At 66.3% G+C, this 18,907-nt stretch carries 19 protein-coding genes, 2 tRNA genes and 1 pseudogene; 11 read left to right on the forward strand and 11 right to left on the reverse strand.

The window, feature by feature from the left end; genetic code table 11:
* Positions 1–31 precede the first annotated feature (31 nt).
* The 11 genes and pseudogenes from BUA29_RS12540 to BUA29_RS09955 form a co-directional block, all read left to right on the forward strand.
* A pseudogene (locus BUA29_RS12540) lies at positions 32–286 on the forward strand (integrase core domain-containing protein); the annotation flags it as partial.
* Between the two features lie 112 nt (positions 287–398).
* A tRNA-Val gene (locus tag BUA29_RS09910) sits at positions 399–473 on the forward strand.
* A 234-nt stretch (positions 474–707) separates the two neighbouring features.
* Complete coding sequence (gene thrS / locus BUA29_RS09915; protein WP_072756406.1) at positions 708–2,612, forward strand: threonine--tRNA ligase; 1,905 nt, start codon at positions 708–710, stop codon at positions 2,610–2,612.
* Positions 2,613–2,699: 87 nt separating this feature from the next.
* Entirely contained in the window at positions 2,700–3,224 is a 525-nt protein-coding gene (infC, locus tag BUA29_RS09920; RefSeq protein ID WP_072756424.1) for a translation initiation factor IF-3, read from the forward strand.
* 287 nt (positions 3,225–3,511) lie between these two features.
* Positions 3,512–3,709 (forward strand): 50S ribosomal protein L35, encoded by a 198-nt coding sequence (gene rpmI / locus BUA29_RS09925; RefSeq protein WP_072756407.1) that lies wholly within the window; start codon positions 3,512–3,514, stop codon positions 3,707–3,709.
* Positions 3,710–3,722: 13 nt separating this feature from the next.
* Positions 3,723–4,082 (forward strand): 50S ribosomal protein L20, encoded by a 360-nt coding sequence (rplT, locus tag BUA29_RS09930; protein WP_072756408.1) that lies wholly within the window; start codon positions 3,723–3,725, stop codon positions 4,080–4,082.
* Between the two features lie 101 nt (positions 4,083–4,183).
* Complete coding sequence (gene pheS / locus BUA29_RS09935) at positions 4,184–5,194, forward strand: phenylalanine--tRNA ligase subunit alpha (protein ID WP_072756409.1); 1,011 nt, start codon at positions 4,184–4,186, stop codon at positions 5,192–5,194.
* Positions 5,195–5,203: 9 nt separating this feature from the next.
* Positions 5,204–7,579: a phenylalanine--tRNA ligase subunit beta gene (pheT, locus tag BUA29_RS09940; RefSeq protein WP_072756410.1), complete on the forward strand. Its 2,376-nt coding sequence runs from the start codon at positions 5,204–5,206 to the stop codon at positions 7,577–7,579.
* An 11-nt stretch (positions 7,580–7,590) separates the two neighbouring features.
* Positions 7,591–7,893, forward strand: a complete 303-nt coding sequence (locus tag BUA29_RS09945; RefSeq protein WP_072756411.1) for an integration host factor subunit alpha — start codon at positions 7,591–7,593, stop codon at positions 7,891–7,893.
* Positions 7,886–8,242 (forward strand): MerR family transcriptional regulator, encoded by a 357-nt coding sequence (locus BUA29_RS09950; RefSeq protein WP_072756412.1) that lies wholly within the window; start codon positions 7,886–7,888, stop codon positions 8,240–8,242. The genes BUA29_RS09945 and BUA29_RS09950 overlap by 8 nt, the downstream gene beginning before the upstream one ends.
* Before the next feature lie 53 nt (positions 8,243–8,295).
* A tRNA-Pro gene (locus tag BUA29_RS09955) sits at positions 8,296–8,372 on the forward strand.
* Positions 8,373–8,466: 94 nt separating this feature from the next.
* Here BUA29_RS09955 and BUA29_RS09960 read toward each other — a convergent pair.
* From BUA29_RS09960 to ccoN, 11 genes are all read right to left on the reverse strand, one after another.
* Complete coding sequence (locus tag BUA29_RS09960) at positions 8,467–9,774, reverse strand: diguanylate cyclase (protein WP_072756413.1); 1,308 nt, start codon at positions 9,772–9,774, stop codon at positions 8,467–8,469.
* A 124-nt stretch (positions 9,775–9,898) separates the two neighbouring features.
* Positions 9,899–10,624, reverse strand: coding sequence for a sulfite exporter TauE/SafE family protein (locus BUA29_RS09965; protein WP_072756414.1), 726 nt, complete (start codon positions 10,622–10,624; stop codon positions 9,899–9,901).
* Entirely contained in the window at positions 10,614–10,805 is a 192-nt protein-coding gene (gene ccoS, locus BUA29_RS09970; RefSeq protein ID WP_072756415.1) for a cbb3-type cytochrome oxidase assembly protein CcoS, read from the reverse strand. The genes BUA29_RS09965 and ccoS overlap by 11 nt, the downstream gene beginning before the upstream one ends.
* Positions 10,802–13,165, reverse strand: coding sequence for a heavy metal translocating P-type ATPase (locus BUA29_RS09975; protein WP_072756416.1), 2,364 nt, complete (start codon positions 13,163–13,165; stop codon positions 10,802–10,804). The genes ccoS and BUA29_RS09975 overlap by 4 nt, the downstream gene beginning before the upstream one ends.
* Positions 13,166–13,182: 17 nt before the next feature.
* Complete coding sequence (locus tag BUA29_RS09980; RefSeq protein WP_072756417.1) at positions 13,183–13,692, reverse strand: FixH family protein; 510 nt, start codon at positions 13,690–13,692, stop codon at positions 13,183–13,185.
* 17 nt (positions 13,693–13,709) lie between these two features.
* Positions 13,710–15,275 carry a 4Fe-4S dicluster domain-containing protein gene (locus tag BUA29_RS09985; RefSeq protein ID WP_072756418.1) on the reverse strand — a complete coding sequence of 522 codons (1,566 nt, stop codon included), beginning with the start codon at positions 15,273–15,275 and terminating at the stop codon, positions 13,710–13,712.
* 4 nt (positions 15,276–15,279) lie between these two features.
* Complete coding sequence (locus BUA29_RS09990; RefSeq protein WP_072756419.1) at positions 15,280–15,576, reverse strand: hypothetical protein; 297 nt, start codon at positions 15,574–15,576, stop codon at positions 15,280–15,282.
* Positions 15,573–16,508: a cytochrome-c oxidase, cbb3-type subunit III gene (ccoP, locus tag BUA29_RS09995; RefSeq protein ID WP_072756420.1), complete on the reverse strand. Its 936-nt coding sequence runs from the start codon at positions 16,506–16,508 to the stop codon at positions 15,573–15,575. The genes BUA29_RS09990 and ccoP overlap by 4 nt, the downstream gene beginning before the upstream one ends.
* Complete coding sequence (locus tag BUA29_RS10000) at positions 16,505–16,645, reverse strand: cbb3-type cytochrome oxidase subunit 3 (protein WP_072756421.1); 141 nt, start codon at positions 16,643–16,645, stop codon at positions 16,505–16,507. The genes ccoP and BUA29_RS10000 overlap by 4 nt, the downstream gene beginning before the upstream one ends.
* Positions 16,645–17,271, reverse strand: coding sequence for a cytochrome-c oxidase, cbb3-type subunit II (ccoO, locus tag BUA29_RS10005; RefSeq protein ID WP_072756422.1), 627 nt, complete (start codon positions 17,269–17,271; stop codon positions 16,645–16,647). The genes BUA29_RS10000 and ccoO overlap by 1 nt, the downstream gene beginning before the upstream one ends.
* A 9-nt stretch (positions 17,272–17,280) precedes the next feature.
* A complete protein-coding gene (gene ccoN, locus BUA29_RS10010) occupies positions 17,281–18,720 on the reverse strand; it encodes a cytochrome-c oxidase, cbb3-type subunit I (protein ID WP_072756423.1) in 1,440 nt (479 codons plus the stop codon).
* Positions 18,721–18,907 lie beyond the last annotated feature (187 nt).

Raw genomic sequence — 18,907 nt, forward strand, 5'->3', positions numbered from 1 at the left:
CCTGTCGCTGCTGCCCCAAGTGCCCAAGCGGGTGCTCTCCGATAACGGCTCCGAGTTCGAGGCCGACTTCTCCAAGGCGCTCGCCACGCAGGGGATCCAGCGCTGGTACACGTATCCCAAGACACCCAAGATGAACGCGCATGTCGAACGCTTCAATCGAACCGTGCAGGAGTCCTTCGTGGACTACCACGAAGACCTGCTCTTTACCGACCTGGATGCGTTCAACCAGCAGCTGGCCAACTGGCTCGTCTTCTACAACGCCGAGCGCCCCCACCACGCCCTCGGCCAGCGACCCCCGCTACACTTCCTGCTCCAGCACCAACCCGAGTGCCAAAGGTGGTGGACTCATACAGGTGCTTGTCGGCGTTCACCTGGTCAGGCTAGAATCTCCACCCTTCGGGCGGTTAGCTCAGCGGTAGAGCACTACCTTGACATGGTAGGGGTCACAGGTTCGAACCCTGTACCGCCCACCACGCTTTGCGCGTGGGACGCCACACTTCACGATGCAAGACAGCAGACAAGGTGGCCCGCGGAAACGCCGGCCGAGCGTGCGACATGGACACTACCCGCAGCCAGCGCTGAGCCTGCCGACGCATCCGTACTCCCGTTCAAGGATGAGGAAAGGCGCTTCGGCGCCTTTTTTCGTTTCCTGCCCATGCGTTAGTGTTGCTCGCAAAGCGACAACCTCTTAAGACGATCGCGAAGCCATGATCACCATTACCCTGCCCGATGGTTCCACCCGTCAGTTCGAAGCCCCGGTGACGGTCATGCAGGTCGCCCAGGCGATTGGCCCGGGGCTTGCCAAGGCGACCGTGGCTGGCGTCGTCGATGGTCGCCAGGTCGATGCCTGCGATCTGATCGATCACGACGCCCACGTGCGCATCCTGACCCCAAAGGATCCGGAGGGAGTGGACATCATCCGGCACTCCTGTGCGCATCTGGTGGGTCATGCGGTCAAGCAGCTGTACCCCGAGGCCAAGATGGTGATCGGGCCGGTGATCGAGGATGGGTTCTATTACGACATCTGGTACCCGCGCCCGTTTACGCCGGAAGACCTCGCCGCGATCGAACAGCGCATGCGTGAGTTGATCGCGCAAGACTATGACGTCATCAAGAAGGTGACCCCGCGTGCCGAGGTGATCGAGGTTTTCCGTCAGCGCGGTGAGGATTACAAGCTGCGCCTGATCGAGGACATGGGCCCGGAAGTGACCGCGATGGGCCTGTACTACCACCAGGAATATGTGGACATGTGCCGAGGCCCGCACGTGCCCAACACCCGCTTCCTCAAGGCGTTCAAGCTGACCCGCGTGTCGGGTGCCTATTGGCGCGGCGACTCGAAGAACGAGCAGCTGCAGCGCATCTATGGCACCGCCTGGGCCGACGAGAAGCAGCTCAAGGCCTACCTGCAGCGTCTGGAAGAGGCTGAGAAACGCGATCATCGCAAGATCGGCAAGGCGCTGGACCTGTTCCATCTCCAGGAGGAGGGGCCGGGGCTGGTGTTCTGGCACCCCAAGGGCTGGGCGATCTGGCAGGTGGTCGAGCAGTACATGCGCCGGGTGTACCGGGAGACCGGCTACGGCGAGGTGCGCTGCCCGCAGATCCTCGATGTGTCGCTATGGCAGAAATCCGGCCACTGGGACAACTACAAAGACAACATGTTCTTCACCGAGTCCGAGAAGCGGACCTATGCGGTGAAGCCGATGAACTGCCCGGGTCACGTGCAGATCTTCAACCAGGGCCTGCACAGCTACCGCGACCTGCCGATCCGCTACGGCGAGTTTGGTGCCTGTCACCGCAACGAGCCGTCCGGGGCGCTGCATGGCATCCTGCGCGTGCGCGGCTTCACCCAGGACGATGGCCACATCTTCTGCACCGAAGACCAGGTGGAGTCCGAGGTGCGCGCCTTCCACGCGCAGGCGCTGAAGGTCTACGCCGATTTCGGGTTCACCGACATCCAGATCAAGATCGCGCTGCGTCCGGATTCCCGCCTGGGCGACGATGCCACCTGGGATAAGGCTGAGGAGGCGTTGCGGTCGGCGTTGCGTGCATCCGGGGTCGAGTGGCAGGAGTTGCCGGGCGAAGGCGCGTTCTACGGCCCCAAGATCGAATACCACCTCAAGGACGCCATCGGTCGCACCTGGCAGCTCGGCACCATGCAGGTGGACTTCATGATGCCGGCCCGGCTGGGGGCGGAGTACGTGGACGAGCACAGCCAGCGCCGGCACCCGGTGATGCTGCACCGTGCCATCGTCGGGTCGATGGAGCGGTTCATCGGCATCCTGATCGAGCATCATGCCGGCTTGCTGCCGGTCTGGCTGGCGCCGGTGCAGGCAGTGGTGATGAACATCACCGATGCGCAGGCCGACGCTGTCGAGGTGGTTCGGAAAACCCTTGCGAATCAAGGGTTCCGGGTGATTTCCGATTTGCGGAACGAAAAAATCGGCTATAAAATCCGCGAGCACACGCTCCAGCGCGTGCCTTACCTCTTGGTGGTCGGTGACCGCGAGAAGGAAGAAGGCACGCTCTCGGTGCGGACACGGGGAGGGGAAGACCTCGGTCGCATGTCCGTCGATGCCTTCGCAGCGCGTTTGCGCCAAGAGGGGATCCGCTGACGGCGGCCGCCCCGTGAAAACCCGGCCCCGGTGATTGCAACTGGAGGCCGAACCGGCCCGCAAGGGCAGCTTTTGGAGACAGCCACAATCAGTACCCCCGAGACGAAGCAGCACCGTCGCAACCATGAAATCCGCGTGCCGCGGGTGCGCGTGATTGGCAGCGATGGCGAGATGATTGGCGTGCTTTCACGCGACGAAGCCCTGCGCCTGGCCGACGAAGAAGGCTTGGACCTGGTCGAGATCCAGCCCAATGCCGATCCGCCGGTCTGCAAGATCATGGACTTCGGCAAGTTCCGCTTCGAGCAGCAGAAAAAGGCCAGCGAGGCCAAGAAAAAGGCCAAGCAGGTCGAGATCAAGGAAGTCAAGTTCCGTCCGGTCACCGACGAGGGCGACTACCAGATCAAGCTGCGCAAGATGCGGGAGTTCCTGGCCGACGGCGACAAGGTCAAAGTCAACATCCGTTTCCGCGGGCGCGAGATGAGCCACCAGGAGCTGGGGCGCGACATGGCGGCGCGGATCGAGGCCGACCTGGGTGAGGACGTCATCATCGAGTCCCGCCCACGCCTGGAAGGCCGACAGATGGTGATGATGATCGCACCCAAGAAGAAATAACCCTGTCGGCGCCAGAAGGCGTCGGCTGGCAACGCCAGGCTGGGGCCGTTCACGCCTTGCCCTGTGGGTGCCGTGGGAGTGAATGCATACAGGGGTTGAGTGTTGGCCGCAAATCCCGCATAATGCGCGGCCCGGTTCGCCGGGCCGTATCGTTTGATACGTAGGACCCGCCCAGTGTCCGTCTTCGGAGACCGGGCTTGCCACCGGCCGGGCAGGATGGAAAGCGTGGTCATGCCGCAAGGCAGTGCCACCGCCCGTGCCAGTTCCCGATTTTGCAAGGAGTCCCCATGCCCAAGATCAAGACCAACCGGGCGGCGGCCAAGCGCTTCCGGAAGACCGCTTCCGGCAAGTACAAGTGCGGCCACGCCAATAAGAGCCACATCCTCACCAAGAAAGCGACCAAGCGGAAGCGCAACCTGCGGCAGACCAATCACGTCCGCCCCGAGGATGCCGGCCGTCTGGACCGCATGCTGCCGTATCTCTGAGGAGGGCTAAGTCATGGCACGAGTCAAGCGTGGCGTCATCGCACGTCGCCGTCACAAGAAGATCATCAAGGCCGCCAAGGGTTACTACAACGCCCGCCGCAAGGTGTTCCGCGTTGCCAAGCAGGCGGTCACCAAGGCCCAGCAGTACGCGTACATTGGCCGCAAGCAGAAGAAGCGTCAGTTCCGCACCTTGTGGATCGCGCGCATCAACGCCGCGGCGCGCGCCAATGGGCTGAGCTACAGCCGCTTCATGAACGGTCTGCTGAAGGCCGGCATCACCCTCGACCGCAAGGTGCTGGCGGACATCGCCGTGCACGACCCGGCGGGGTTTGCGGCCCTGACCGAGAAGGCCAAGGGCGCTTTGGCGGCGTAAGCCGTCACTCCACAGCGGTACACGCGGCGGCCCATGGCCGCCTTCACGTGGGGAAGGGCGCAAGTCCTTCCCCATGTTTGTTTCAGGGGCAGGAAAACCGGATGAGCGAGATCGAAACGTTGACCGCCAGGGCATTGGCCGACATTGCCGACGCCACCAGTCCCGAGGCGTTGGAAGCCCTGCGCGTCACCCTGTTGGGCAAGCAGGGTGCGATCACCGCCCAACTTAAGGCGCTGGGCACCCTGCCGCCCGACCAGCGCAAGTCTGCCGGCGAGGCCATCAACCGTGTGCGAGACACGATTGTCGCAGCGCTGGCGGATCGGCGGGCGGCGCTGGAGGCGGCTGCCTTGCAGGCGCGGCTGGCGGGCGAGACGGTGGACGTGACATTGCCGGGGCGGAATGGAGGGCGCGGCGGGCTGCACCCGGTCAGCCGCACCCTGGAACGCATCATCGATATCTTTGGCCGGTTGGGCTATGTGCTCGCGGAAGGGCCGGAGATCGAGGACGACTGGCACAACTTCGAAGCCCTCAACTTCCCGCCGCATCACCCGGCGCGGGCGATGCATGACACGTTCTATTTTGGTGACGGGCGGCTGCTGCGGACCCATACGTCCGGTGTGCAGGTGCGCTACATGCGCGAGGCCGTCGCCAGCAAGAGCGGGCCGCCGCTGCGGATGATCGCCGCCGGCAAGGTCTACCGCAGCGACAGCGATCAGACCCACACGCCGATGTTCCACCAGGTCGAAGGTCTGCTGGTGGACAGCCATGCCAGCTTTGCCGATCTCAAGGGCACGCTGGTCGAGTTCGTCCGCGCCTTTTTCGAAGATTCGCTGCAGATGCGCTTTCGGCCCAGCTATTTCCCGTTTACCGAACCGTCTGCCGAAGTCGATATCGCCTGGACCCAGCCCGATGGCAGCACCCGTTGGCTGGAGGTGCTGGGCTGCGGCATGGTGCATCCCAATGTGCTGAGGAACGTCGGTATCGACCCGGAGCGTTACACCGGGTTTGCGTTCGGGCTGGGCGTGGAGCGGCTGGCCATGCTGCGTTATGGCGTGGACGACCTGCGCAGCTTCTTCGACAACGATGTGCGCTTTCTGCGCCAGTTCGCCTGAGGGTTTGCGATGAAAGTTTCCGAACAGTGGCTTCGGCAGCACGTGCACACGCCGGCGACGCGCGCCCAGCTTGCCGATACGCTCACCGCGATCGGCCTTGAGGTCGAAGACATGGCCGTGCTGGGCGAGGGCCTGGACCGGGTGGTGGTCGGCCGCATCCTCGAGTGCAGCCGGCACCCGGAAGCCGATCGTCTGCAGGTGTGTCGGGTCGATGCCGGTGTGCATGGGGTTTTGCAGATCGTGTGCGGTGCGCCGAACGCGCGCGCGGGGCTGGCTGCACCGCTGGCGTTGATTGGCGCCAACGTCGGCGGAATGACGATCAAGGCGGCCCGGCTGCGTGGTGTGGAGTCGCAGGGCATGTTGTGCTCGGCCAGGGAGCTGGGGCTGGATGCCGATGCCTCGGGCTTGCTGGAACTGCCGGCCGATGCGCCAGCCGGTGCACCGCTGGCGGATTACCTGAATCTGCCGGATACGGTGTTCACGCTCAAGCTCACGCCGAATCGTGCCGACTGCTTCAGCGTGCGCGGCATCGCCTTTGATGTGGCAGCGGCGACTGCCGGGCAGATCCAGCCGCTTGCACTGGCGGCAGTGCCGCCGCAGAGCGAGGCGGCGCTGGCGGTGACATTACAGGCAGGTGCGGATGCGCCGCGCTTCGTTTGCCGGGTGATCGAAGGCGTGGATGCGGCGGTGCCGACCCCGGTGTGGATGGCCGAGCGGCTGCGTCGCAGCGGTATCCGCCCGATCAGCCTGTTGGTCGATGTCACCCAGTACGTGATGCTGGAACTGGGCCAGCCCATGCACGCCTATGATCGCGACCGCCTGACCGGGCCGCTCGGCGTGCGCTATGCGCGCCCCGATGAGCGCCTGCTGCTGCTCAATGGCGAGCAGATCACGCTGGAGCCGCAGTTTCTGGTGATTACCGATGCCGATCGCCCGGTCGGGCTGGCCGGGATCATGGGGGGCGAGGACACCAAGGTGTCCACCACCACCCGGAATGTGGTGCTGGAAGCGGCGCACTTCGCGCCCGCGGCCATCATCGGCCGCAGCCGCCGGTTGGGGCTGCACACCGACGCGGCACACCGCTTTGAGCGCGGGGTCGATCCCGCGCTGCCGCAGCAGGCCATCGAGTACGCCACCCGGTTGATCGTGGACGCTGCCGGTGGCCGGCCTGGACCGGTGGTCGAGGCAGTGCAGCCGGAGGCATTGCCGGCACCGCGCCCGATCCTGTTGCGGCGCGCCCGGCTGGCGCGGGTGCTGGGCCTGACGCTGGACGATGCCGAGGTCGAGCGCATCCTGCGGGCGCTTGGCCTGACCGTGGAGGCCTGTGCCGATGGCTGGCAGGTGACACCGCCCAGCCGCCGTTTCGATCTTGCCATCGAGGAAGACCTGATCGAGGAGGTGGCGCGGATCCACGGTTACGACGCCATCCCCGCCACCCTGCCGGTGGGTGCGGCGCGTATCAACGCACGGAGCGAGACCCGGGTCGGGGTCGAGGAGCTGCGTCGGCACCTGGCGGCACGCGAGTATCTGGAGGCGATCAACTTCGCGTTTCTCGATGCCGCCTTGCTTGCCGCCTGGCAGCTCGAGGCCGGAGCGGTGGCGCTGGCCAATCCGCTCAGCGCCGAGCTGGGAGTGATGCGCACGCGCTTGCTGCCCGGACTGGTGGCGGCGCTGGGGCGCAATCTGGCGCGCCAGCAGACGCGGGTGCGGCTGTTTGAACTGGGCAGGACGTTCGTGCAGGGCGCCGACGGCGGGGCGCCGGTGGAAACCGATCGCATCGCTGCCGTGGCCTGTGGTCTGGCGCGCGCCGAGCAATGGGGTGAGCCGGCACGCCGGATCGATTTCCATGACCTCAAGGGCGATCTGGACAGCCTAGCCGCCCTGTGTGGCACCCGGCTTGATTACCGGCCGCTGGCCATGCCGTTTGCCCATCCCGGGCGCAGCGCCGAGGTGCTGCGTGATGGTCAGGTGATCGGCTGGATCGGCCAGCTGCATCCGCGCCTGCAGCAGGCCTTGTCGCTGGATGTGGAGGTGTACGGCTTCGAGCTGGCGTTGGCGCCGCTGCTGCCGCGCCCCTTGCCGCGCGCGCAGGCGCTGTCGCGGTTCCCGGCGGTTCGGCGCGATCTGGCCGTGGTGGTGGCCGAGTCGGTGCCGTGGGCGGCGCTGGAAGCAACGGTACGGGCCGCGGCTGGGCCGCTGTTGCAGGCGCTGCACGTGTTCGACCGTTACCAGGGCAAGGGGGTCGAAACTGGGTGCAAGAGTCTGGCCATGGCCTTGATTTTGCAGGACGAATCGCGCACCCTGACAGATCGTGATGTGGATGCCGTGGTGACGGCCGTCGTGGCGGCCCTGGGCCGGGAACACGGCGCGGTCATCCGGAGCTGACAGGGGGCGACATGGCTTTGACCAAGGCCGAAATGGCGGAGCGGCTGTACGAAGACGTCGGCTTGAACAAGCGCGAAGCGAAAGAGTTCGTCGATGCGTTTTTCGATGCGCTGCGCCATGCGCTGGAGCAGGGTCACCAGGTGAAGCTGTCGGGGTTTGGCAACTTCGACCTTCGCCGCAAGAACCCGCGGCCGGGCCGCAACCCGAAAACCGGCGAGGAGATCCCGATCACCGCCCGCACCGTGGTCACCTTCCGAGCCGGGCAGAAACTGAAGGAACGCGTCGAAACTTGCATGCAGGCACCCCATGCTTGATCCCGGCAGTAACCGCGAGCTTCCGCCGATCCCGGCCAAACGCTACTTCACCATCGGTGAGGTCAGCGAGCTGTGCGACGTCAAGCCGCACGTGCTGCGCTACTGGGAGACCGAGTTCCCCAGCCTCGAGCCATCCAAGCGGCGCGGCAACCGGCGCTATTACCAGCGACATGACGTGCTGATGGTGCGGCAGATCCGCAGCCTGCTGTACGAACAGGGCTACACCATCAGCGGTGCGCGGCAGCGACTGGAAGGCGAAAGCGGCCGCCAGGAATCGGCGCTCAGCCAGCAGATCGTGCGGCAGGTGCGCTCGGAACTGGAAGAAATCCTGCAGCTGCTGCGCCGCTGAGAGCAAAACGCGTGCACCTGCGGCCCGCTTCGGTATAATGCGCGCCCTGACCTCGGGGTATAGCGCAGCCTGGTAGCGCACTTGTCTGGGGGACAAGTGGTCGTCGGTTCAAATCCGGCTACCCCGACCAATCCCACCGCCGGTATTCGGCATTGCAATGCCCCTGCGCCCCAGGGGCATTGTCGTTTCTGCGGGTGCCGCAACGGCCGGCGCGGGCGTCCTGCTCAATCCCCGTCGGTCAGACCGCGCAGCTGGTTGCGGCCGCCGGCCTTGGCCAGATAGAGGTGACGGTCGGCCTCAGTGAGCAGGGCGTGCAGGGTCGGGAACTGTGGCGAGCGCTGGCAGGCGCCGATGCTCACGGTGATCCGCAAGGTGCCGCCGTCGATCGGGATGTCCATCGCTTCCACGTCGCGACGCAGCTGTTCGAGATGGTCGATGGCGGCTTGCCGGTCGAGGCCGCGGATCAGCATGCAGAACTCTTCGCCGCCGAAGCGGCCGCAGACGTCGTCGCGGCGGGTGTGCCGGTGCAGGGTCTGCGCCATTGCCCGCAGGGCCTGATCGCCGGCCTCGTGGCCATAGGTATCGTTGACCCGCTTGAAGTGGTCGATGTCGAGCATCACCACCGTGACCGGCTCCTGTCCCGCCTTGGCCAGCAGGCGTTCGCTTTCCTCCAGGAAGTTGCGGCGGTTGGGCAGGCCGGTGAGGAAGTCGCGGGTGGCCAGATCCTGCAGGGTGCCGATCAGTTCCAGCTGGTCGATGTTCTGTGAGACCCGGCAGAAGAATTCCTCGCGCGAGAATGGCTTGCGCAGGAAATCGTTGGCGCCGCTTTTGAGGAAGCGCGGAATCAGGTTGGGGTCGCTGCTCCCTGACACACCGATCACCGCCATCCGGTCGCGCGCACGCAACTGGCGCAGACGGCGGGTCAGTTCGATGCCGTCCATCATCGGCATTTCCTGATCGACGATGCACAGCCGGATGCCCGGGTCGGATTCAACGGCGCGCAGCGCCGAGCTGCCATCAGCCACGTGCGACACCTGGTAGCCCTGGGCGGCCAGCAGCGAGGCGATGAATGAGCGCGAGGACAGCGAGTCGTCCACCACCAGCGCGCCGATCCGGCGGTTGCGCTCCAGCCGGCGTATCAGCCACACCAGATAATCCACGCTGTCGGGCGTACTTTTGAGCACGTAGTCGATGATCTGCTGCTCCAGCGCACGCTTGCGCAGCTCCTCGTCATACACGCCGCTGACCACGATGGTGGGCAGGCGTCGGGCGGTGAAAAACTCCAGGATCCGGTCGCGGTCGCCGTCGGCCAGCACCATTCCGGTCAAGGCCAGGAACCAGTCATCCTGGGCGTCCAGCAGGCGGGCGGCATCGGCCAAGGTGGCGGCCACCTCGACCGGCAGTTCCAGCGCATCTTCGATCGCCTCGCGCAGCATTGAGGTATAGGCGCGCGAGTTCTCCACCAGCAGCACGCGCTGCGGCAACGGCGCATGTGGCGCTCCGGCAGTCGAAGGATGGGCACCGATGGGCATGATGTCGGGCTGGACTCCTGGGTGGCATGCGGAAGTATCGGCACGTTTGCCGAAAAATGGAGCCTGGGTGTGGGGCGTAGGCCGGGGTGTCAGCGACCTGCAAGGCGGCGTGCGGCGCCCGGGCTCAGCCCGGCGGCAGACTGCGGCAGCCCAAGGCGCCCAGCAGCCCGTGCAGTGCCGGCTGATGCACCAGCCAGGGGGCGGCCAGGGTCATCAGGCCTGCGATGATCACCAGCACCCCGCCGGCCGTGCGCAGGGCGCCCCGGTGCAGGTGCTGGCCGATGCGGGCGCCGGCCCAGGTCAGCGACACCATCACCGGCAGCGTGCCCAGCCCGAATGCCGCCATCGTCAACGCGCCGTGCCAGGCGCTGGCGCTGAGCCAGGCGGCGCTCAGCAGGGTCAGCGACAGTCCGCACGGCATCCAGCCCCACAGCATGCCCAGCAGGATGCGCTTGCCGGCGCTGTCGGCCGGTAGCAGACGACGCTGCAGTGGCAGCAGAAGCCGCCATAACCGGTATCCAGGGCCGCCGGACACGCGTGCCAGCCGCCCGCCAAGGTCGAGCATGCGCAGGCCGGCGATGACCAGCACCAGCCCGACCAGCGCACGCATCGTCACCCCCAGCCAGGGCTGGCGCGCCACGCCCAGCAGGCTACCCCCCATTCCGCCGACCAGGGCGCCGGCCAGAACATAGCCACCCAGCCGGCCGAGATTGGGTTGCAGGGCGGACCACAGCCCGCGTGCCTGTACGGAGAATCCGGTGGCGATGCCGCCGCACATCACCGCGCAGTGGGCGCCGCCGAACAGCCCGGCCAGCAGCGCCGAGCCCAGAACCAGCAGGTCAATCGGCATCGGACGTGGGGTCAGAAGGGTGGGTCGGCTGGGGCGGCGCGGGCGGGTCGTCGAGCAGGATGTCCAGCGCCGGCGTGTCCAGATCCTCGAACTGGCCGTTGCGCACCGCCCACACGAACACCAGTACGGCAATGCCGAGCAGGATCAGGCTGATCGGGATGAGAAACAGCAGGATGCTCATGGCGAAGGTGCGCGCGTCAGCCGCAGTGCATTGAGAGTGACCAGCAGGGAGGATAGCGCCATCCCCAGCGCGGCCATCCATGGGGTGACCTGGCCGCTGGCGGCCAGCGGCAGCGCCAGCAGGTTGTAGGCCAGTGCCCAGGCCAGGTTCTGACGGATGATGCGGCGGGTGCGGCGGGCCAGGGTCAGCGCCTGCGGCAGTGCCAGCAGCGAGGCGCCGGACAGCACCAGATCGGCACTGCGCTGCGCCAGCGCGGCGCCGTCGCCAATCGCCACCGAAACATCCGCGCCCGCCAGCACCGGGGCATCATTGAGCCCATCGCCGACCATCGCCACCACCCGGCCCTCGGCCTGCAGGGCGCGCACCCGCGCCAGCTTGTCCTCGGGCGATTGCCGGGCATGCGCATTGCGGAGCCCGACCGCGCTGGCGAATCGGGCCACGGGTGCGGCGGCATCGCCGCTGGCCAGATGCAGCTGGAGGCCCTGTGCGTGCAGGCGGGCGACGGCCGCTGCGGCATCCGGACGTGGCTGTTCGGCGAACTGAAAGCGGGCCCGTGCGCCGTGATCATCGCCCAGCCAGATCGCCCCGTCGTCCTCGTGGCCGATGGCAAACGGGGCGGTGCCGATGCGCCAGCGGTGGCCTGCGATGTCGCCTTCCACGCCCTGGCCTGGCACCACGCGCAGGTGCTCGACGGCCGGGGCATCCGTGACCTGCGCGAAGGCGGTGGCGAGCGGGTGGCGGCTGTCGCGTTCCAGTGCCGCGGCGATGCGCAGGGCAGCGTCGGGGTCGATGCCGTGGCAGGCGTCGATGCCGGCCAGGTGCGGACGGCCATCACTGAGGGTGCCTGTCTTGTCGAAGACCAGATCGGTGATGCCTGCCAGGCGTTCCAGGGCTTCCGGGCGCACCGGTAGTACGCCGATCCTGGCCAGTGCGCCATGGGCAGCCGCCAGCGCGGCCGGAACCGCCAGCGACAGTGCGCAGGGGCAGCTGATCACCAGGACGGCCAGGGTCACCTCGAAGGCGCGGGCGGGGTCATGCTGGCGCCACCACAGGTATACCCCTAGGGCAACCAGTGCCAGGCCGGCCACGAAGCCGGTGGCGATGCGTTCGGTGATGCGGGTGAGCGCGGGGCGGTGCGCCTGGGCGGCTTCCACCAGGCGGGTCAGTTCGGCCAGCCGGGTGTCCGGCCCGGTTCGGGTGATGCGGATGCTGGCCGGCTGCTCGCGGCAGGCCGTACCGGCAAAGACCGGGTCGCCCGGCTGTTTGGGCACCGGCGTGGCCTCACCGGTGAGCAGCGATTCTTCAAACTGGGCCTCGCCGTCCAGCAGGATGCCATCGGCGGGCACCGGCTCGCCTACCGCGACGCGCACCACGTCCCCGACCTCAAGGGCTTCCACCGGCACCGATTCGCGCCGGCCATCGGCATGGACACGGATGGCAAAGGCCGGACGTGCGCGTGCCAGCGCATCCACCTGGGCGCTGGCGATGCGGCGCGCGCGTTGCTCCAACTGGCGCGCCACCAGCAGCAGGAAGACGAACATCACCGCAGCATCGAACCAGACGTGGGGGCCGCCGCGGATGGTTTCGAACGTGCTGGCCGCCCATGCCAGCAAGGTGGAGCCGGCGATCAGGGTGTCCATGCCCAGCCGGCGTCCGCGTAGCTCGTGCCAAGCGCCAATGATGAATGGCCAGCCGGCCCAGAACACCACCGGGGTGGACACCAGGAAGGTGATCCAGCGGAAGAAGTCGCGGGTGGCCTGCGGCATCTGGCCACGACTGTCCAGATACAGGGCTTCGGCAAACATCATGGCCTGCATCGCGGCCAGCCCGGCCAGCCCGATCCGCAGCAGATCCTGGTTGCGCTGGCGGCGGCGCTCGCGTTCACGCGCTTCACCGGTGGCCAGATACGGCCGGTAGCCGAGTGCGGCCAGCCGTGCCAGCAGCTGCGACAGCCGGGCGCGTGCTGGATCCCAGGCGATGCGGATGCGGCCGGTGATGGCATTGGCGGACGTGTCCAGCACGCCATCCTCGCGCGCCAGCGCGCGGTCGATCAGCCAGGCGCAGGCAGCGCAGCGCATCCCGTCGGTGAGTACGGTGATCTCGCGGCCACCTTCGATGGGGCGGGCATGGCCGGCCAGCAACTCTTCCCGATCCCACACTGACAGCGCCACCGGATCGACATCGACCCGGCTGCCCGGGGCGGTGCGCAGGCGGTAATAGTCATCGAGGGCAGCATCACGGATCCAGCGCGCGGCCGCTGCGCAGCCGGTGCAGCAGAACAGCTGCGATTGGCCATCGAGCTCGACACAGACTGGCGCGTGCGGCAGCGGCTCTCCGCAGTGGTGGCAGCGCTCGGACATGGCGGACGAATGGACGGTCAGGGCGGGCCAGACGCCAGCGCCGGGTGCAGATGTGCGGCCTGCTGGCCTTTCGGCAGACGACCGTGCAGACGCCAGCGCGGCGGGCTGGCCGGCTCCAGCTGAATCTGCCAGTCATGGTCCAGAGAGGGCGTGGCCTGCACGCGCCAACCGGTTTCGTGCGGGGTAAGCGTCAGCTGCAGATCGGACTGGGCCTGGGCCGGGTGCAGCAGGCGCAGATGCAGGGGTTGGGCATGGTCGAAGTCGCCGCTGACCGGCAGCACCTCGACCAGATCGTGCGCCGGATCGATGCGGACGATGGCGGTCAGCTGCATGCGGGTGGCGCGGACGTCGGGGTCGAGATCGGCCTGCTGAATCTGGCCGGTGCGCGTGACGTCATCGGGGACGACGTCCATTGGACCGTCGGCGGCAGCCAGGAACCAGGTGGTGATGCCGGCGGCCACGACCAGACCGATCATGACCAGCATCAACCAGACCACGGGTTGGCGCCAGGGCGAGGAGGCGGGCATAAGTTAAGTGGGTGCCTTCAGAGTGGGCCGAAGAATGTGCTGTCCACCTTCGCACGTGCCTCCCCGTCGCTGGCCTCCACGAGGAAGCTCACCGGGTGGCGGCCTTTGACGGAGACGGGTGCTACTACCTCCACGGCCTGCGAGACGACCGTGCCAGCCGGCACGTTGATCTCCAGCGGATCGCCACTCAGGGCCAGCCCAAGGGCAGGGTCGGCATCCAGCCGGATCCGGTAGGTTTGCGCACGATCGGTCTTGTTGGCCAGCTTGAGGGTGTAGTCGTTGCGCAGGCGGTCGCCGTCTTGCTGGTAGAGCGCATTGCGGTCGCGCAGCACCTCGGCGATCAGCGGGCTGCGGTGCATCACGCCCCAGCCCCAGGCCACCATCAGCCCCAGCAGGATCAGCCCGTACACCACGATGCGCGGGCGCAGCACGCGGGTCGGGGCGCCGTCGATGGCGTTCTGGGTGGAATAGCGGATCAGGCCCTTTGGATAGCCGAGCTTGTCCATCACCTCGTTGCAGGCGTCGATGCAGGCACCGCAGGCGATGCACTCATATTGCAGGCCGTTGCGGATATCGATGCCGGTGGGGCAGACCTGCACGCAGATCGTGCAGTCGATGCAGTCACCCAGTTGTTCGGGCTGGAATTTCGGCAACGGCTCCACCTGGGACAGATCGCCATCCCAGGTGATGGTGCCCTTGGCATGCGCCGCCTGGGTGGCCGCCGAGGGGTGTTTGCTGGCGCGGAACACATAGTCGGTGGCGGTGCGAATGTCGAGCAGGCCGCGCCCGCGCTCCAGCACGCTGGCCAGCCCGCGTTTGCGCGGGCCGCGTGGCTCACCGCGCATCAGGTCGTAGGCGATGATCAGGGTGTTGCGGTCGAACATCGCGCTCTGGAAGCGCGCATACGGGCACATGTATTTGCAGACCTGCTCACGCAGGAAGCCGGCGTTGCCCCAGGTGGCCAGGGCGTAGAAGAACACCCAGAAGGTTTCCCAGCCGCTCCAGCCCCAGCCGGGCACGCCCAGGAACGGCGTGCGTGCGGCCAGGTCGCGGATCGGCGTGAAGAAGCCGACGAAGGTGAACCCGGTCCACAGCGCGAACAGCAGCCAGGCCGTGTGCTTGGCGGTCTTGCGCAGGATCTTTTCCCGTGTCCACGGGCCGGCGTCCAGCTTCATCCGCTTGGGACGGTCGCCCTCGAAGGCACGCTCCATCCACAAAAACACTTCGGTCCATACCGTCTGCGGGCAGGCATACCCACACCACAGGCGGCCAGCCAGTGCCGTGAAGAAGAACAGGGACAGCGCTGCGATCATCAGCAGCATGGCCAGGAAGATGAAATCCTGCGGCCAGAACGTCAGCCCGAATACGTAAAACTTGCGGGCCGGCAGATCGAACAGCACCGCTTGCCGGCCGTCCCAGTTCAACCACGGGAACAGGTAGAACATGCCCAGCAGCCAGAACACGGCGGCGGTGCGCAGCCGGGTGAACAGCCCGGAGACATCGCGGGGATAGACTTTGCGCTCGCTGACGTAGGCGCTGCCGCCCGTATCGAGCACGTCCAGGGGGATTTGCTTGTTGGTCATGGGCTCAGCGCGGCAGAGGGCGGTTGAAACGGCTGGCCGGCCGCAGCAGGATCCAGGTAAACAGGCTGGAGGACGCCGTGGCCAGCCAGAACGCAAAGAACCCCAAGGTGTAGCCCCAGCCGCGGGTGATGTGCAGCTGGGGGAAGGTGGCATCGCGCAGGACCAAGGGATCCACAAACGCAAAGAACACCATGGTGGCCACGCCGGCCGCGAAGAAGCTGGGCCAGAGGATGGCCCCGATCCGCTGCGCCAGCGGACGGGGCGGGTGATCGAACACGGGCGGCGTGGTTGGGGTGGTCATCGGGATTCAGGTGTCGTGGCAGAACCGTTGGGATGCGACAGCGACCAGACGTAGGCGGCCACCAGGCGGGTGCGGGTGTCACCCAGGATCTCGCCCCAGGCCGGCATCACGCCGTGGCGCCCGTTGCGGATGGTTTCGCGCAATGCCTCGCGGCTGTCGCCATACAGCCAGTATGCATCGGTCAGGTCAGGTGCGCCCATGGCCGGATTCCCCTTGCCCTCGGGGCCATGGCAGGCCACGCAGACGCCTTCGTACAGGGCCTTGCCGCGTGATGCTGCAAAGTCATTGGGAGCGCCGCCCTGCTGGCCCAGCTGACGGACATAGGCGATCACGTAATCCACGGCGTCCGGGCCACCCATGCCTTCCAGCACCTTGCCCCAGGCCGGCATCACGCCCTCGCGGCCATGCTGGATGGTTTCCAGGATCTGATCCGGGCTGCCGCCCCAATGCCAGATGGTATCGGTGAGGTTGGGGTAGCCGATTGCACCCTTGCCGGCAGACCCGTGGCAGACCGCGCAGTTGTTGCCGAAGATCGCCTTGCCCAGCTTCAGCGCCTGTGGATTGCGCGCCAGCACGTCGATCGGCTGGCCCTGGTAGGGCGCGAAGGTCTTTTCCAGGGTGGCGGCCGCCACCTGGGCATCGTGCTTCTGCTCGCTTTGCGAGGTCCAGTGGCCCAGTCCGGGGAAGTTACCCAGCCCCGGATACCAGATCAGATAGCCGATGCTGAAGGCGATGGTCAGGTAGAACAGGTTGATCCACCACTTTGGCAGCGGCTTGTTGTACTCGGTCAGATCGCCGTCCCAGACGTGGCTGGTTTGCTCAGGGGCGGGGTCGCCGGGGCGGCGCCGCGAAGTCCACCACAGCAGCCAGGCGCAGCCAAAGATATTCAGGACAACCAGCGCGATCACATACCACGACCATCCCGCGCTCATCGGACATTCTCCTCATCGGATTCCAGCGGCATACGTGCCGCAGCATCGAAATTCGCCTTGTGACGGGGGTTCCAGACCCAGATCCAGCCCGCCACGAACAGCACCATCAATACGCCTGTGATGATTCCGGAGAGCATCAGGGTGTCCTCGGTGCGTGTTTGCCCAGGCCTTGCAGATAGGCCACCAGTGCATCCATTTCCGTTTTGCCGGCCACGGCCTCGGGCGCCCCTTTGATGTCGGCGTCGGTGTAGGGGTCGCCCAGCCGCTGCAGTGCGCGCATGTGCGCCTGTACGGTGGCGCCATCGACCATGTTCTTGTTCAGCCACGGAAAGCTGGGCATGTTGGATTCCGGCACCACGTCGCGCGGGTTGTTGAGGTGCACGCGGTGCCAGTCATCCGAGTAGCGGCCGCCCACGCGGGCCAGATCCGGGCCGGTACGCTTGCTGCCCCACTGGAAGGGGCGGTCGTACACCGATTCACCGGCCAGCGAGTAGTGGCCGTAGCGCTCGGTCTCGAAGCGCAGGGTGCGCACCATCTGCGAATGGCAGTTGTAGCAGCCTTCGCGGATGTAGATATCGCGTCCGGCCAGCTCCAGCGCGGGGTAGGGCTTGACGCCCGGCAGCGGCTTGATGGCCTCGGCCTGGAACATCAGGGGCACGATCTCGGCCAGGCCGCCGAAGGAGACGGCCAAGGCAATCGCCACCGCCAGCAGGCCGACGTTCTTTTCCAGTTTTTCGTGCGGATTGTGGGTGTGTTCGGTCATGGTCGATCCTCAGGCGCGGGCTTCGGAGACATCAGGCGGCAGCACTGGCTGCTCTGCGGTGGTTTCACCGACCCGGTAGGTCTGCCAGGTGTTCCAGGCCATCAGCAGCATGCCGGCGAGGACCAGCACGCCTCCGAACAGGCGGCCCAGGTAGTAGGGATAGGTGGCGTTGAGTGATTCGACGAAGGTGTAGGTCAGCGTGCCGTCCGGGTTGGTGGCGCGCCACATCAGGCCCTGCATCACGCCGGCGATCCACATCGAGGCGATGTAGAACACCACGCCCAGGGTGTGCACCCAGAAGTGGGTGTCGATCAGCTTGGTCGAGTACATCTGCTTGCGACCCAGCAGGGTAGGTAGCAGCACGTAGATCGAGCCGATCGAGATCATCGCCACCCAGCCCAGCGCGCCGGAGTGCACGTGGCCCACCGTCCAGTCGGTGTAGTGGGACAGCGAGTTGACCGTCTTGATCGACATCATCGGCCCCTCGAACGTGCTCATCATGTAGAAGCTGAGCGAGACGATGAGGAACTTCAGGATCGGGTCGGTGCGCAGTTTGTGCCACACGCCCGACAGGGTCATGATGCCGTTGATCGCGCCGCCCCAGCTGGGGGCCAGCAGGATCAGCGAGAACACCATGCCCAGCGACTGCGCCCAGTCAGGCAGGGCGGTGTATTGCAGATGGTGCGGGCCGGCCCACATGTACACCGCGATCAGCGCCCAGAAGTGCACGATCGACAGCCGGTAGGAGTAGATCGGACGCTGCGCCTGCTTGGGGACGAAGTAGTACATCATCCCGAGGAAGCCGGCGGTCAGGAAGAAGCCCACCGCATTGTGGCCGTACCACCACTGCACCATCGCATCCACCGCGCCGGAATAGACCGGGTAGGACTTCATGGGGCCGGCCGGGATGGCGAGGTTGTTGACCACGTGCAGCAGCGCCACCGCGATGATGAACGCGCCGTAGAACCAGTTGGCCACATAGATGTGCTTGACCCGGCGCTTGGCGATGGTGCCGAAGAACAGCACCGCATAGGCAACCCAGACCACCGTGATCAGGATGTCGATGGGCCATTCCAGCTCGGCGTACTCCTTGCCCTGGGTGTAGCCCAGCGGCAGCGAGATGGCCGCAGCCACGATGACCGCCTGCCAGCCCCAGAACACGAACGCGGCCAGCCGATCAGAGATCAGCCGGACATGGCTGGTGCGCTGAACCACGTGCAGGCTGGTGGCAAACAGCGCCGAGCCACCAAAGGCGAAGATCACCGCATTGGTGTGCAGCGGCCGCAGCCGGCCATAACTCAACCAGGGGATGCCTTCAAACAGGTGCGGCCAGTACAGCTGGGTGGCGATGATGACGCCGACCAGCATGCCCACGATGCCCCAGAGCACCGTGGCCACGGCGAACTGGCGCACCACCTTGTCGTTGTATGTGGCAGTGATGGCTTGCATGTGCGACTCCGGGATGAACGTGCGCGATGCTAGCCACTTGGTTGCAAGTGCAACTTGATCTGGATCAAATCCGGCCCTGAAGCGCCCGTGTTTTCCTGCATAAGTTCAAACACCTTTGGCACTCCTTCGAAGCAGGAGGAGCGCCATGCAAGTGCACCATGCCGGGTACCGAATCCGGGGGTTCTAT

Source organism: Thermomonas hydrothermalis, assembly GCF_900129205.1.
In the GTDB taxonomy this organism is placed as follows: Bacteria; Pseudomonadota; Gammaproteobacteria; order Xanthomonadales; family Xanthomonadaceae; genus Thermomonas; species Thermomonas hydrothermalis.